The sequence below is a fragment of the Labrenzia sp. VG12 genome (assembly GCF_002237595.1).
Lineage (GTDB): Bacteria > Pseudomonadota > Alphaproteobacteria > Rhizobiales > Stappiaceae > Roseibium.
Window position 1 is genome coordinate 4721590 of the sequence record NZ_CP022529.1, and the last position, 15627, is coordinate 4737216.

The 15627-nt window shown below is 60.8% G+C and carries 13 protein-coding genes; all 13 read left to right on the forward strand.

What is annotated here, in order from left to right; genetic code table 11:
* The first annotated feature begins 105 nt into the window (after nucleotides 1-105).
* The 13 genes from CHH27_RS21890 (at nucleotide 106) to lpdA (ending at nucleotide 15514) form a co-directional block, all read left to right on the forward strand.
* Nucleotides 106-549 (forward strand): low molecular weight phosphatase family protein, encoded by a 444-nt coding sequence (locus CHH27_RS21890; protein ID WP_208988329.1) that lies wholly within the window; start codon nucleotides 106-108, stop codon nucleotides 547-549.
* A gap of 111 nt (nucleotides 550-660) precedes the next feature.
* Entirely contained in the window at nucleotides 661-1182 is a 522-nt protein-coding gene (locus tag CHH27_RS21895; RefSeq protein ID WP_094073471.1) for a protease inhibitor Inh/omp19 family protein, read from the forward strand.
* Between the two features lie 74 nt (nucleotides 1183-1256).
* The gene (locus CHH27_RS21900; RefSeq protein ID WP_094073472.1) at nucleotides 1257-2042 is read left to right on the forward strand and encodes a hypothetical protein; all 786 of its coding nucleotides are present in this window, start codon (nucleotides 1257-1259) and stop codon (nucleotides 2040-2042) included.
* Nucleotides 2043-2604: 562 nt separating this feature from the next.
* Nucleotides 2605-3762: a cell division protein ZapE gene (gene zapE / locus CHH27_RS21905; protein WP_094073473.1), complete on the forward strand. Its 1158-nt coding sequence runs from the start codon at nucleotides 2605-2607 to the stop codon at nucleotides 3760-3762.
* A 172-nt stretch (nucleotides 3763-3934) separates the two neighbouring features.
* Complete coding sequence (gene mdh / locus CHH27_RS21910) at nucleotides 3935-4897, forward strand: malate dehydrogenase (RefSeq protein WP_094073474.1); 963 nt, start codon at nucleotides 3935-3937, stop codon at nucleotides 4895-4897.
* A gap of 78 nt (nucleotides 4898-4975) precedes the next feature.
* A complete protein-coding gene (gene sucC / locus CHH27_RS21915) occupies nucleotides 4976-6169 on the forward strand; it encodes an ADP-forming succinate--CoA ligase subunit beta (protein WP_094073475.1) in 1194 nt (397 codons plus the stop codon).
* Nucleotides 6170-6504: 335 nt separating this feature from the next.
* Nucleotides 6505-7410 carry a succinate--CoA ligase subunit alpha gene (gene sucD, locus CHH27_RS21925; protein ID WP_094073477.1) on the forward strand — a complete coding sequence of 302 codons (906 nt, stop codon included), beginning with the start codon at nucleotides 6505-6507 and terminating at the stop codon, nucleotides 7408-7410.
* A 212-nt stretch (nucleotides 7411-7622) separates the two neighbouring features.
* On the forward strand, nucleotides 7623-10610 hold the full coding sequence (locus tag CHH27_RS21930) for a 2-oxoglutarate dehydrogenase E1 component (protein ID WP_094073478.1): 2988 nt from the start codon (nucleotides 7623-7625) through the stop codon (nucleotides 10608-10610).
* A 65-nt stretch (nucleotides 10611-10675) separates the two neighbouring features.
* Complete coding sequence (gene odhB / locus CHH27_RS21935) at nucleotides 10676-12187, forward strand: 2-oxoglutarate dehydrogenase complex dihydrolipoyllysine-residue succinyltransferase (RefSeq protein ID WP_094073479.1); 1512 nt, start codon at nucleotides 10676-10678, stop codon at nucleotides 12185-12187.
* Nucleotides 12188-12227: 40 nt separating this feature from the next.
* Nucleotides 12228-12842 (forward strand): LysE family translocator, encoded by a 615-nt coding sequence (locus tag CHH27_RS21940; protein WP_094073480.1) that lies wholly within the window; start codon nucleotides 12228-12230, stop codon nucleotides 12840-12842.
* Between the two features lie 19 nt (nucleotides 12843-12861).
* A complete protein-coding gene (locus tag CHH27_RS21945; protein WP_157739039.1) occupies nucleotides 12862-13278 on the forward strand; it encodes a fibronectin-binding protein in 417 nt (138 codons plus the stop codon).
* 30 nt (nucleotides 13279-13308) lie between these two features.
* Complete coding sequence (locus CHH27_RS21950; RefSeq protein WP_094073482.1) at nucleotides 13309-14067, forward strand: SDR family oxidoreductase; 759 nt, start codon at nucleotides 13309-13311, stop codon at nucleotides 14065-14067.
* A 43-nt stretch (nucleotides 14068-14110) separates the two neighbouring features.
* A complete protein-coding gene (gene lpdA / locus CHH27_RS21955) occupies nucleotides 14111-15514 on the forward strand; it encodes a dihydrolipoyl dehydrogenase (protein ID WP_094074935.1) in 1404 nt (467 codons plus the stop codon).
* Nucleotides 15515-15627 lie beyond the last annotated feature (113 nt).

Consider the following 15627-nt stretch of genomic DNA (forward strand, 5'->3'; position numbering starts at 1 on the left):
TCCGCGGCGGCGCCTTTTTGTCATAAAGTTTTCCCGGCGGGGCGCTAGTGGGACATCGCCGACCGGCAGCTGTTCGGTCCATGATACGTCTTGAGGGATCCTGCCGTGCCGAAACCCACTGTCTTGTTCCTGTGTCCGGATAACAGCCTTTTGTCGCCCATGGCCGAAGCCTATCTGAATGTCAGGGGGCATGGTCTCATACGGGCCTTTTCGGCGGGTATCGACCCGGCAGCGGGATTGAATCGACACGTGAAACGGCTGCTTTCTGCCGTCGGTATCAGCGCGCAAGGCCTTTCGCCCAAGCCGGTTGACATATTTTTGATGCCGCATGCGGAGGTGCCCGACAGGGTGATCTACCTGTCCGATCAGACGCAGCTCGCTTACCCGGCCCATTGGAAGGCAACGACATCCAGTCATTGGTGGGGCGTTGCCGGAAAGCCGCCTTTTCCGCAGAGTTTCAGTGCCTGTTCAAGCTACTTTGACAGGATCGCGGCAGCCGTCGATGAGCTGATCAGTCCGCCGATTCCGGTTGCCACGCCCGCTGCCTAGGCGGGCTTCTGCCGCTGGAGACGGGCAATGTCGTCAGGTTTTTGGATTTTCGCCAAATTCTAGGCTAAGAGATGCTCCCATATTGGGACGATGGTGAGGGAATGATTCGTCATGATGCGCGCGGCAAAAATTGGGTTGGTTGTTGGCTTGGTCATTTTGGCTGCTGGCTGCCAGCGCTTTTCCAGAAGCCCTAACTACGCGGCGCCGCTGCCGGCGACGCCCACCACGCCGGTGGATTCCGGCACGCTGACCCCGCTTGATCCGAACGCGCCGGGCGCGGGCCTGAATGACCCGTCGGCACAACCGTCCGATCTGGCCAGCAACCCGGTCGCCGCTCCCGCGGGGGCCAAGGAAGTCGGGCGCACCGACCTTCTGGGTGGCTGGAAGCTGACATCTGCCGGTGATAGCTGCATGGCCTTCATGACCCTGACCACCTGGTCGGGCGGCTACCGGGCAAATACCAGAGGTTGTAATACCCCTATGCTGTCCGGCATCTCCGCCTGGGATCTGAACGGCAATCAGGTGGTGTTGAAGGACGGTTCAGGCGTGATCGTCGCACAGCTTTACTCCAGCGCTTCCGGGCAGTTTAACGGTCAAACCTCCACCGGGCAGCCCATCTCGCTGTTCCGTTAAACGACCTCCGCATTAATGCTGGACAATGCGCGTTATAGGTGTATATTTGCATGGCTACCGGAAAGGCTGTGCGAATGTCAAAATACGAACCATTGCGGGAACACCTGGCGCGTCTGGAAGATGTGGTCTGGGCTGCCAAGCTGAACGAAGTTGAGGATATCATCGGGTCAACGCTTCCAAGAAGCGCACGGGAACACCGGACCTGGTGGGCAAATTCCGGCGGCAGCCTCGTGCACCAAAATGCCTGGCTTGATGCCGGCTGGCGTGTCGAACGCACGGATCTGATGCGCGACGTCATCGTGTTCCGGCGTCTGAGGATCGGCGGAACGGTTGCTGCGGCTGCTTCCAGCCGGGCGGAGCGACCGACCAGGGCCCCTCAGAAAGCTGCGGAAAAACGCCTGGCAAAGGAAATGCTGGCACTGCGCCAGCCGGCAACGGTCACGTTGCGGTCCGAATGGACGACGCTCGGCGACGTTCAACGAACCCCCTGTTCAAGCAACAGCATCCCCCAGGAGGGCGGCGTTCTGCGCTTTGCGGCGATGCAAGGCGACGACGTCACGACAGTTGTCGTTGCAACATTGTCCGTACACAAGGCCTATCGCAGCCTGCGCATGGAAATGAAGGGTCTCGACAACGATACGGGCAGCCAGGTTGGCCACGATCTTTGCGAAAAGGGCGGGATAGACCCGAAATCACCGATTGAATGCGACGTCGTCAAATCCGGGAATGCCTGGCTTCTGACCGACGGCCGTGGCCGCAAGGCCAACATGGATGACCAGTCGGAATGTTATCTGGTCGCCCAGTTGCTTTATCTTCAGGAGATCCAGAGTGGTCGCAAGGCGACCTTGCTCTTGCGCTAGACCAGTGGCCAGTCGGTTGGTTTCAGTTGGATGGCCAGCGGTTGGTCGCTTCAAATGGAGAGATCCGGTCATCTGCGTTCAACGGGCGCAGTAGATCTAAGCCAATTTGCTGGCCGCTGACCACGGTCGACGTTTGACAGGCCGGTTCCTCCCGCACGGGGCAAGCCCTCCCGTGCCCTGCACCCGCAGCACTCCCACCAAGGCTGCGGGTGTTTTGGTTTTACATGCCTTCCGGATTTTCAGATCCTTTAGAAACGTAGAGCATCACTCGCGCACGCTTTGTGTGCCGGACACTTTCCGTTGCCGGCGGGCTGTTGCATCTCATGACCACGTGGCTTTTGGGCCGGTGGAGTTGTGCGCGTGCAGCCTGCGCCAGCTTGCCGAAAGGTGGCCTGTTTCAATCGGTTAAATGACAGGCGTGTGAATTCATGTATCATTTTCAACGCATTTCGTGACTTGCATCTGCGACGTTTTGACCTTAATCCCGCGCCAAGATCACGTCCCGGGTTGTGGTGACAACCTAACCCCATGAAGTCTCATGGAGGGAGCAGCACCCTTGAAGATGGAACTGCCGGTCAACCGCGCGCTGAGCGCTCGTTATGACGCCCTTGTCGCGTCCGGCGAGATTTCGGAAGACCCCGTTCAACGGGAGGCGGTGCGCCAGCTCGATCTCCTCAACACACGCCTCGCCGAAACCAGGCTTGCCTCCAAGAAGAGTTCACTCGGCTGGCTCTTTGCCAACAAGAAGAACCAGCTCTGGGCCTCTGTTCAGGGGCTTTACATGTGGGGCGGGGTCGGGCGCGGCAAGACCATGCTGATGGACCTCTTTTACGAGGTCACGGTGATCCGCCGCAAACGCCGGGTGCATTTCCACGAGTTCATGACCGATGTGCACGAGCGGATCCACGAGCACCGCCAGGCGCACAAGCGCGGCGAGGTCAAGGGCGACGACCCGATCCCGCCGGTGGCAGCCCAGATCGCCGACGAGACACGGCTTCTGCTCTTCGACGAATTCTCCGTCACCGACATCGCCGATGCGATGATCCTTGGAAGACTGTTCACGCAGCTGTTCGAGCGCGGCGTGATTGTGGTGGCAACGTCGAATGTGGAGCCGTCAAAGCTTTACAAGGATGGCCTCAACCGGCAGCTGTTCGTGCCCTTCATCCAGATGCTGTCCTCGAAAGTGGAAATCCTGCATCTGGATTCGCCGACGGACTACCGCCTGGAAAAGCTGGCCGGCGCGCCGATCTACATCACCCCGCTCGGGGAAGCATCGACGGCACAGATGGACGCGCTGTTCACCAAGCTGACGCACGGCATGAAGCCGCATGCCGAGGAGCTTGAGAACAAGGGCCGCAAGATCCCGGTGCCCGTTGTCGCCTCCGGCGCGGCGCGCTTTACCTTTGACGATCTGTGCATGCAGCCGCTCGGCGCCAGCGACTATCTGCGAATTGCAAATGCCTACAGCACGGTGTTTCTGGACAATGTGCCGGTGTTGTCCAGGGCGCGCCGCAACGAGGCCAAGCGGTTCATCAACCTGATCGACACACTTTACGATAACGGCATCAAGCTGGTCGTCTCGGCAGAGGCTGAACCGCAGGATCTTTATGTCGGGGAAGACGGTACGGAGGCATTCGAGTTCGACCGTACGGCCTCCCGATTGATCGAAATGCGGTCCGAGGCGTATCTTGCGGGAGAAAACAGGTCGGCACACGCATAAGTCTGCATTCCGTATAGGGGAATTATGCAGGCGGGAAGATTTGAGAAATTTTGCCTTGGTTTGCGCAATATTCTTTTGGCGAGGTTGCGCGCCCGAAGCAAAGGGAGTAGGCCATCCTCAGTCATCACAGGATGGCATAGAGTTCCATCTTACGTAAAGGGAAACTTTCGATATGGCGCGGAACAAGATTGCCTTGATCGGCTCGGGTCAGATCGGCGGCACGCTCGCTCATCTGGCAGGTTTGAAGGAACTGGGAGACATCGTACTCTTCGACATCGCGGAAGGCATGCCTCAGGGCAAGGCGCTCGATCTCGCAGAATCCTCCCCGGTCGACGGCTTTGATGCCAAGCTGGCAGGTGCCAACACCTACGAAGCCATCGAAGGCTCCGACGTTGTCATCGTTACCGCAGGCGTTCCGCGCAAGCCCGGCATGAGCCGCGACGATCTTCTGGAAATCAACCTGAAGGTCATGGAGCAGGTCGGCGCCGGTATCGCGAAATACGCCCCGAACGCATTCGTCATCTGCATCACCAACCCGCTCGACGCCATGGTCTGGGCCCTGCAGAAATTCTCCGGCCTGCCGAAGAACAAGGTTGTCGGCATGGCCGGCGTGCTCGACAGCGCCCGCTTCCGTTACTTCCTGGCCGACGAATTCAATGTTTCCGTTGAAGACGTCACCGCCTTCGTTCTGGGCGGCCACGGCGACACCATGGTTCCGCTGACCCGCTACTCCACCGTTGCCGGCATCCCGCTGACCGACCTGGTCAAGATGGGCTGGTGCACGGCCGAGCGTCTGGAAGAGATCGTCCAGCGCACCCGGGACGGCGGCGCGGAAATCGTCGGTCTCCTGAAAACCGGTTCCGCCTTCTACGCGCCGGCTTCCTCTGCCATCTCCATGGCCGAGAGCTACCTGAAGGACAAGAAGCGCGTTCTGCCTTGTGCCGCAGCCCTCGACGGCCAGTACGGCCTGAAGGACACCTATGTGGGTGTTCCGGTCGTGATCGGTTCCGAAGGCGTCGAGCGCGTCATCGAGATCGACCTGCAGGGCGACGAGAAAGCCAATTTCGACAAGTCGGTCGCATCCGTCGACGGCCTGGTCGAAGCCTGTAAGAAAATTCAGCCGGCGCTCGCTTAAACAGCGGCACCGACCTGAAACCGTTAGGGCCGCACCCGGTCTTGATCCGGGGCGGCCTGCCGATCACGGGGGAACACCATGAATATTCATGAATATCAGGCCAAGGCCGTGCTGAAGGAATTTGGCGCTCCGGTGGCCGAGGGCGTCGCCATTTTCTCGGCCGACGAAGCTGAAGCGGCTGCGAAGCAGCTGCCAGGCCCGCTCTGGGTGGTCAAGACCCAGATCCATGCCGGCGGCCGCGGCAAGGGCAAGTTCAAGGAATTGCCGGAAGACGCCAAGGGCGGCGTTCGCCTGGCCTTCTCGCTGGACGAAGTCACCGCGCACGCCAGGGAAATGCTGGGCAACACGCTGGTCACCAAGCAGACCGGACCGGCCGGCAAGGTGGTCAACCGTCTTTACATCGAAGATGGCGCTGACATCGAGCGCGAGCTTTACCTCTCCATCCTGGTCGACCGCACCGTTGGCCGTCCGGCCTTCGTCGTCTCCACCGAGGGCGGCATGGACATCGAGGCGGTTGCCGAAGAGACCCCTGAAAAGATCATCACCCTGCCGATCGACCCGGAAACCGGCGTCACCGAGGCAGATGCCGGCAAGCTCTGCGATGCCCTGGAACTCTCCGGTGCGGCTCGCGAAGACGGCATGACCCTGTTCCCGATCCTGCACAAGGCCTTTGTCGAAAAGGACATGAGCCTTCTGGAAGTGAACCCGCTGATCGTCATGAAGGACGGCCGCCTGCGCGTTCTCGATGCCAAGGTCTCCTTCGACGGCAACGCGCTCTTCCGCCACGACGACATCATGGCGCTGCGCGATGTCACCGAGGAAGACGCCAAGGAAATCGAAGCCTCCAAGCATGACCTTGCCTATGTCGCTCTCGACGGCGACATCGGCTGCATGGTCAATGGTGCCGGCCTTGCCATGGCGACCATGGACATCATCAAGCTCTACGGTGCCGAGCCGGCGAACTTCCTTGATGTTGGCGGTGGCGCCTCGAAAGAGAAGGTGACGGCCGCGTTCAAGATCATCACCTCCGATCCGAACGTGAAGGGCATCCTGGTCAACATCTTTGGCGGCATCATGCGCTGCGACGTGATCGCGGAAGGCGTGGTGGCAGCCGTCAAGGAAGTCGGCCTTCAGGTTCCGCTCGTTGTCCGCCTGGAAGGCACCAATGTGGAACTCGGCAAGAAGATCATCAACGAAAGCGGTCTCAACGTGATCGCCGCCGATGATCTCGACGACGCCGCCCAGAAAATCGTGAAAGCGGTCAAGGGTTAAGCCCGGAGGTACGTTCGAAATTGCTTGGTGAGATTCTGCTTCTCTTTATGGCCCTGTATAGCTCAGCAATATTGTCCATCTTGATATTTGCTCTCGCGCGGGTCCGTACAATGGGCAGGACTGAGGATTGGCTTTCAGCCCTCGTAATCGGGTTAGGGATAACCGCTAGCGGGTACCATTGGTATCTGCTGTCATCCCAAGCTCAGTTACTAGGCCGGTCATTCGTCCAGTTTTTCGCAGCACATCTCACCTTGTCCTGCCTGATTTCACTAGCGGTTTACAGCGCAGGCATTTGGTTTCGAAAGCGTGCCATGAACACGAAGGAAATTTGACAGATGTCGATCCTCGTCAATAAAGACACGAAAATCATCGTTCAGGGCCTGACCGGCAAGACCGGCACGTTCCACACGGAACAGGCACTGGAATATTACGGCACCAAGATGGTCGCCGGCGTTCATCCAAAAAAGGGTGGCGAGACCTGGGGCAGCGTGGAAAGCGCTGCTCAGCTGCCAATCTTTGCTTCCGTTGGCGAAGCCAGGGAAGCCACCGGTGCGGATGCCTCCGTGATCTACGTCCCGCCGGCAGGCGCGGGCGCTGCGATCATCGAGGCGATCGAAGCGGAAATTCCGTTCATCGTCTGCATCACCGAAGGCATCCCGGTGGCCGACATGGTCAAGGTCAAGGCCAAGCTGGACAAGTCCAACTCGCGCCTGCTCGGTCCGAACTGCCCGGGCATCCTGACACCGGAAGAATGCAAGATCGGCATCATGCCGGGCTCCATCTTCAAGAAGGGCTCCGTTGGCGTCGTCTCCCGCTCCGGCACACTGACTTATGAGGCGGTCTTCCAGACCACCAATGCCGGCCTTGGCCAGACCACGGCTGTCGGCATCGGCGGCGACCCGGTCAAGGGCACCGAGTTCATCGACGTCCTGGAAATGTTCCTGGCTGATGACGAGACCCAGTCGATCATCATGATCGGCGAGATCGGCGGTTCGGCCGAAGAGGAAGCAGCGCAGTTCCTGAAGGACGAAGCCAGGAAGGGCCGCAAGAAGCCGATGGCCGGCTTCATCGCGGGCCGCACGGCGCCTCCGGGCCGCACCATGGGCCATGCCGGTGCTGTGATTTCCGGCGGCAAGGGCGGTGCGGAAGACAAGATCGCCGCCATGGAAGAGGCCGGCATCAAGGTGTCGCCGTCTCCGGCAAAGCTCGGCGAGACTCTTCTCGAAGTCTTGAAGGGCTAAAAACCAGGATTATCTGTGGCAGAAAGCGGAAACTGTTTACGTTTTCTGCTGCATGGTGAAAGGTGGGTTGCGGCGCCGATTGTGCCGCGCCCAATATTCGAGGGGCTGGTGAGACAGGGCAACCTGACACCGGTCATGTTAGGGAACCGGCCGCGGGTCATATTATCGGCCCGCCTAAACAAAAAGGGCGGAGCAGCCCTCCGCTAAAGGACATGGCACGGCAGGAAGCGAACAACGTATTCGCACTGACGTCGTTGCTTTACGGCGCCAACGCAGCCTATATCGAAGACCTCTACGCACAGTACAAGACAGATCCGAACTCGGTTGATGCCGAGTGGCGGGACTTCTTTGCTGCCTTCCAGGACGAGAAAGACGCCGTCCTGAAGGAAGCACGCGGGGCAACCTGGAAACGCAAGGACTGGCCGATCGAGGCCAATGGCGACCTGGTCAACGCCTTTGACGGCAACTGGGGTCCGATCGAACAGAAGATCGGCGACAAGCTGAAGAAGAAGGCGGAAGCCAAGGGCGCGCCGATTTCCGACACAGAGGTCCATCAGGCGACGCGCGATTCCGTGCGTGCCCTGATGATGATCCGTGCCTACCGGATGCGCGGTCACCTGCACGCCGATCTCGATCCGCTCGGGCTGGCCGGCAAGGGCGACCATGAAGAACTGCACCCGTCTTCCTATGGCTTTGTCGAAGCCGACTGGGACCGCAAGATCTTCATCGATCACGTGCTCGGCCTCGAATACGCCACCATCCGCGAGATGCTGGAGATCCTGAAGCGGACCTATTGCTCGACCCTTGGCGTCGAGTTCATGCACATTTCCGATCCGGCCGCCAAGGCCTGGATCCAGGAGCGCATCGAAGGCCCGGACAAGCAGGTGGCCTTCACCTCGGAAGGCAAGAAGGCGATCCTGAACAAGCTGGTCGAGGCTGAGGGCTTCGAAAAGTTCCTGGACGTCAAATACACCGGCACCAAGCGTTTCGGCCTGGATGGCGGCGAGGCCCTGATCCCGGCGCTTGAGCAGATCATCAAGCGTGGCGGCCAGATGGGTCTGAAGGACATCGTGCTCGGCATGGCCCACCGTGGCCGTCTGAACGTGCTGTCCCAGGTGATGGGCAAACCGCATCGCGCCATTTTCCACGAGTTCAAGGGCGGGTCCTACGCCCCGGACGAAGTGGAAGGCTCCGGCGACGTGAAGTACCACCTCGGTGCGTCCTCCGACCGGACCTTCGACGACAACAACGTTCACCTGTCGCTGACGGCGAACCCGTCGCACCTGGAAATCGTGAACCCGGTCGTCCTCGGCAAGTCCCGCGCCAAGCAGGACCAGCTCGCAGCGGACGAAAACGGCAACTTCATCGAGACGACCGAAGTCGATCGCGGCACGGTTCTGCCGCTGCTGCTGCACGGCGATGCGGCCTTTGCCGGCCAGGGTGTCGTGGCCGAGTGTTTCGGTCTGTCCGCCCTGCGCGGGCACCGCACCGGCGGCTCGATCCATGTGATCATCAACAACCAGATCGGCTTCACCACCAACCCGCGATTCTCGCGTTCCTCGCCCTATCCGTCGGACATGGCGAAGGTGATCGAATCGCCGATCTTCCACGTCAATGCGGATGATCCGGAAGCGGTTGTCTTCGCGGCGAAGATCGCGATCGAGTTCCGCCAGACGTTCCACCGCCCCGTCGTCATCGACATGATCTGCTACCGCCGCTTCGGCCACAACGAGGGCGACGAGCCGGCGTTCACGCAGCCGATCATGTACCGCAAGATCCGCAAGCACGCGACGACGCTTCAGCTCTATTCCGAGCGCCTGGTCAATGAAGGCGTTCTGAGCCAGGAAGAAGTCGACCGGATGAAGGCCGACTGGCGCAAGCATCTGGACATCGAGTTCGACAGCGGCCAGGCCTTCAAGCCGAACAAGGCCGACTGGCTGGACGGCAAGTGGTCCGGCCTGAAACGGGCCGATGACGAAGAAGATCCGCGCCGCGGCGAAACCGGTCTTCCGGTTGACGAATTGAAGGAAATCGGCCGGGCGCTGACCCATGTGCCGGATGGCTTCAACATTCACCGCACGATTGCGCGCTTCATGAACCACCGGGAGCGCATGGTCGAGACCGGAGAGGGCATCGATTGGGCCACCGCCGAAGCGCTCGCATTCGCGTCGCTTCTGAAGGAAGGCCATCCGATCCGCCTGTCCGGTCAGGACTGCGAACGCGGCACCTTCTCGCAGCGCCACTCCGTGCTCTACGACCAGGAAGACGAAAGCCGCTACATTCCGCTGAACCACATTTCGCCCGACCAGCAGCGCTACGAGGTCATCAACTCGATGCTGTCGGAAGAGGCTGTGCTTGGCTTTGAATACGGCTATTCGCTGGCCGAGCCGCGGGCGCTGACCATGTGGGAAGCCCAGTTCGGCGACTTTGCCAATGGCGCGCAGGTTCTGTTCGACCAGTTCATCTCGTCGGGCGAACGCAAGTGGTTGCGCATGTCCGGTCTCGTCTGCCTTCTGCCGCATGGCTACGAGGGCCAGGGTCCGGAACACTCCTCCGCCCGCCTGGAGCGTTTCCTTCAACTCTGCGCGGAAGACAACATGCAGGTGGCGAACTGTTCGACACCGGCCAACTACTTCCACATCCTGCGCCGTCAGCTGCGCCGCGACATCCGCAAGCCGCTGATCCTGATGACGCCGAAATCGCTTCTGCGTCACAAGAAGGCGGTATCGAAGATCGAGGAACTCGGTCCGGATTCGACCTTCCACCGGCTGCTCTGGGACGACTGGGGCCACAACCTCAATGCCGACGGCAAGCTGGTTGCGGACGACAAGATCCGGCGGGTCGTGATGTGTTCGGGCAAGGTCTATTACGACCTCTTCGAAGAGCGCGAGAAGCGCGGCATCAACGACGTCTACCTGATGCGTGTCGAGCAGCTCTACCCGTTCCCGAAAAAGGCGCTCATGCTTGAACTGGCGCGCTTCCCGCAGGCCGAGATGGTCTGGTGTCAGGAAGAGCCGAAAAACATGGGCAGCTGGTTCTTCGTCGAGCCGTATATCGAGTGGGTCCTGGGTCAGATCGACGCCAAGCACCAGCGCCCGCGCTATGCCGGCCGCAATGCAATGGCCTCGACCGCGACCGGTCTGATGTCCGCGCATCTGGCGCAGCTGCAGGCGTTCCTCGAAGAAGCGCTCGGAGACTAATCCTTGAGAGGGCCTTCGGGCCCTCTTCTCAAAATTTGGCCAGGTAATTTTAAGAGAAGGCGACCATGGCAACCGAAATTCGCGTGCCCACGCTGGGTGAATCCGTTTCTGAAGCAACCATCGCACAATGGTTCAAAAAACCGGGCGACGCTATTGCCCAGGACGAGCCGCTTGTCGAACTGGAAACCGACAAGGTGACGGTTGAAGTTCCGGCCCCAGCCGCAGGGGTCCTGGAAAGCATCGTGGTCAAGGAAGGCGACACCGTCGAGGTCGGCGCGCTTCTGGGCCAGATCGCCGAAGGCACCGGAGCAGCCGCCGCCGCTCCCGCCAGGCAGGACAACGAACCGCAGGCGAAAGCGGCAACAAAAGCCGAGCTGGTCGACGTGGTCACGCCGAGCGCTGGCGAATCCGTCACCGAAGCCGAAGTCGGCGAATGGAGCGTCAAGGTCGGCGACACCGTCAAGGCCGACGACACGCTGGTCGAACTGGAAACCGACAAGGCTGCCCAGGAAGTTCCGGCACCGGTTGGCGGTACGGTGGTCAAGATCGCCGCTGAAACCGGCACGACAGTCGAGCCGGGTGTCCTGCTCTGCCAGATCGATCCGTCCGGTGCTGGCGCCGCAGCTGCCGCTCCGGCCGCTGCTGCACCGGCCCCGTCGGCACCGGCCGCTGCTGCAGGCACCTCGATGCCGGCGGCGCCGTCCGCCCAGAAGATGATGGCTGAAAACAACCTCAGCGCCGACCAGGTGGCCGGTTCCGGCAAGCGTGGCCAGGTGCTGAAGGAAGACGTCATCAACGCCATCGCCTCCGGTGCAACCTCCTCTGCCGCGCCGGCTCCGGCAGCCATCCCGCGTGGTCCGGTCAACGCCCAGGATGAGGTGCGCGAAGAGCGCGTGCGCATGACCAAGCTGCGCCAGACCATCGCGCGCCGCCTGAAGGATGCCCAGAACACCGCAGCCATGCTGACGACCTATAACGAGGTCGACATGGGTCCGGTCATGGAACTGCGCAAGCAGTACAAGGACCTCTTTGAGAAGAAGCACGGCGTCAAGCTCGGCTTCATGGGCTTCTTCACCAAGGCCGTGACCCACGCGCTGAAGGAAATCCCGGCCGTCAACGCCGAGATCGACGGCACCGACATCATCTACAAGAACTTCTGTCACATCGGCGTTGCCGTTGGCACCGACAAGGGGTTGGTGGTTCCGGTGGTGCGTGATGCCGACGAGATGTCCATTGCCGAAATCGAAAAGGAAATCGGCAATCTGGGCCGCAAGGCGCGCGACGGCAAACTCGGCATGGCGGACATGTCCGGCGGCACCTTCACCATCTCCAATGGTGGTGTCTACGGCTCGCTGATGTCGTCGCCGATCCTGAACGCGCCGCAGTCGGGCATCCTGGGCATGCACAAGATCCAGGAACGCCCGATGGCCGTGAACGGCCAGGTGGTGATCCGCCCGATGATGTATCTGGCGCTTTCCTATGACCACCGGATCGTCGACGGCAAGGAAGCCGTGACCTTCCTGGTGCGCGTCAAGGAAAGCCTGGAAGACCCGCAGCGCCTGGTTCTGGATCTCTGATCCGGAACCTCTACCTGAAACGACCCTGAAGGACCGCATCATGAGCCTGGAATTTCTGATTACCGCCCTGATCGTGGTGCTGGTCCCCGGAACCGGGGTCGTCTACACGGTGGCCGTCGGCCTCGGCAAGGGGCGGCAGGCGTCGATTGCCGCCGCCTTCGGCTGCACGCTCGGCATCATACCGGCGATCCTGGCCTCTGTGGTCGGCATCGCCGCCCTGATGCACACAAGTGCCCTTGTGTTCACCGCCGTCAAATATGCAGGCGTCGCCTATCTGCTCTATCTGGCCTGGCAGACGCTGAAGGACAGCGGACCGCTGGATCTGAAAGCCGACAAGAGTGCGCGCAAGAGCTTCCTTGCGACCGCGCGCACCGGCTTTCTGATCAACATCCTCAATCCGAAACTGACGGTCTTCTTCCTGGCTTTCCTGCCGCAATTCGTTGATCCGGCCGCCGCCAACCCGACCTGGGACATGCTGCTGCTCGGTGGTGTCTTCATGGCAATGACCTTCGCCGTCTTCGTGGTCTACGGCCTGTTCGCCGCCCTCATCGGTGAGAAGGTCCTGCGCAGTGATACGGTCATGGTGTGGATGCGCCGCACGGTTGCCGCGACCTTTGCCGGGTTCGGCCTGCGCCTGGCGCTGGCCGAACAGTGATCTGAAAAGGAGGCACAAGATGGCGATCCGGACACCAAAAGCGCCTCTGTTACCGCTCATCAAACGGCTTGGCGCCGCAATGTGTCTCATGGTGCTGGCCATGCCGTTGGTCACAACGCTGACGACACAGGCGCCGGCCGCTCCCAAAGCCGTCTATGCGCCGCAGATCGAAGGCGCCTATCAGGTACAAGGTCTCAATCCCAACGGCAGCCGCTATGAGGGACGCGTCACGATTACGGTCAAGGACAACACGGCCTTCTTCCGCTGGGACATCGCGGGCCAGACCTTTCACGGCCAGGGGCCGCTGACCGGGAATACGCTGGTGATCGACTGGGGCGAAGCCGACCCGGTGATTTACCAGATCAATGCAGACGGCACGCTCTACGGCACCTGGGCTGCCGGGCGAGCTTCCGAGACGCTTCGACCCATCCGCTAACCCGACCCTTCAGTCTCATCCGGAGACAACATGTCCAAAGACGTTTACATCATCACTGGCGGGAGCCGGGGCATCGGTGCCAGTATCTGCCGCAAGCTCGCCGCACCCGGCAGAGTGATCGTGGTCAACTATGCCGGCAATGAAGCCGCTGCGGCGCAAACGGTTGCGGAGATCGAGGCTGCCGGCGGCACGGCGGTTGCAGTCCAGGGCGATGTGCAGAACGAAGCCGATGTCCTGCATCTCTTTGCCGAAGCTGACAAGCTTGGACGCCTGGCGGGTCTTGTAAACAACGCGGGTGTCGTCGACCTGTCCCAGCGGGTTGATGAGATGTCACTGGAACGCCTGACCCGGATGTTTTCCATCAACGTGATCGGTGCGTTTCTCTGTGCCCGCGAAGCAGTCAAGCGCATGTCCACCAAACACGGCGGCTCCGGTGGTGTCATCGTCAATCTCGGGTCTGCGGCGTCCAAGATCGGATCGCCGGGTCAGTATGTCGACTATGCCGCCTCCAAGGGCGCGATCGACACGATGACCGTCGGGCTCGCCCTGGAAGTTGCCGATGAAGGCATTCGTGTGAACGGCGTCCGCCCCGGCATCATCGACACGGACATTCACGCCTCCGGCGGCATTCCGGATCGCGTTGCCCAATTGCAGTCTCGGCTGCCGATGAAACGCGCGGGCTCCGCCGACGAGGTGGCGGACGCCATTCTCTGGCTCCTGTCCGACCAGTCCAGCTACACCACTGGCGCCATCCTGGATGTTTCCGGGGGACGCGCGATCCTGCCATGAATTTGAAATCTAACCAGAAGTGAAAGAGACAAAGGCGACCACAATGTCCCAATATGATCTTGTCGTCATCGGTACCGGCCCAGGCGGCTATGTTTGTGCGATCAAGGCGGCTCAGCTCGGTCTGAAGACCGCCGTCGTCGAGAAACGCGCAACGCTTGGCGGCACCTGCCTCAACATCGGCTGTATCCCGTCCAAGGCCCTGCTGCACGCCTCGGAAATGTTCGAGGAAGCCGGCCACGGGTTTGAGAAAATCGGCATCAAGGTCAACAAGCCGAAGCTCGACCTGCCGGGCATGATGAAACACAAGTCCGACGTCGTGGATGCCAATGTCAACGGCATCGCTTTCCTGATGAAGAAGAACAAGATCGACGTTCATACCGGCACCGGCAAGCTGCTTGGCCAGGGCAAGGTCGAGGTCACGGCCGAGGACGGCAAGGCCACCGTTCTGGAAACCAAGAATGTCGTCATTGCCACCGGCTCCGATGTCATGCCGCTTCCGGGTGTCGAGATCGACGAAAAGCAGATCGTCTCCTCCACCGGCGCGCTGGAACTGGAAAAGGTTCCGGGCAAGATGATTGTTGTCGGCGGTGGCGTGATCGGTCTGGAGCTCGGGTCGGTCTGGAACCGTCTCGGCTCGGAGGTCACCGTGGTCGAGTTCATGGACAAGATCCTCGGCCCGATGGACGGCGACGTTTCCAAGAACTTCCAGCGCATGCTGAAAAAGCAGGGCATGGCCTTCAAGCTGTCATCCAAGGTCACGGGCGTTGAAAAGAAGGGCAAGGGCCTTGCGGTAACGGTCGAGCCGGCCAAGGGCGGTGACGCTGAAGTTATCGAAGCCGACATCGTGCTCGTTGCCATCGGCCGTCGTCCCTACACCGAGGGACTTGGCCTCGACACGGCCGGCGTAGCGCTGGACGAGCGCGGCCGTGTTCAGATCGATGCCCATTACAAGACCAATGTCGACGGCATCTATGCCATCGGTGATGTGGTGGTCGGCCCGATGCTGGCGCACAAGGCCGAGGATGAGGGCGTTGCCGTTGCCGAAATCCTGGCCGGTCAGGCTGGTCATGTGAACTATGATGTCATTCCGGGCGTTGTTTACACCCAGCCGGAAGTGGCTTCCGTGGGCAAGACCGAAGAGGAACTCAAGGCCGCCGGTATCGACTACAAGGTCGGTAAGTTCGCCTTCACCGCCAATGGCCGTGCCCGTGCCATGAACAAGACCGATGGTTTCGCCAAGGTTCTGGCGGATGCCAAGACCGACCGGGTTCTCGGGGTCCACATCGTCGGCTTCGGCGGCGGCGAGATGATCCACGAAGCGGCGGTCCTGATGGAATTCGGCGGGTCTTCGGAAGACCTGGCCAGGACCTGCCACGCGCACCCGACCATGTCGGAAGCCGTCAAGGAAGCCGCGCTCGGCGCCTTTGCCAAGCCGATCCATTCCTAGGAAATTCCAGCGGCACATTTGGCCGCACGGATTGAAAACAGTTGGAAGCCGGGAGCTCTTGAGCAATAAGAGCTTCCGGTTTCTTTTTGGAAGACGGTCCTGACGAGGAAAAG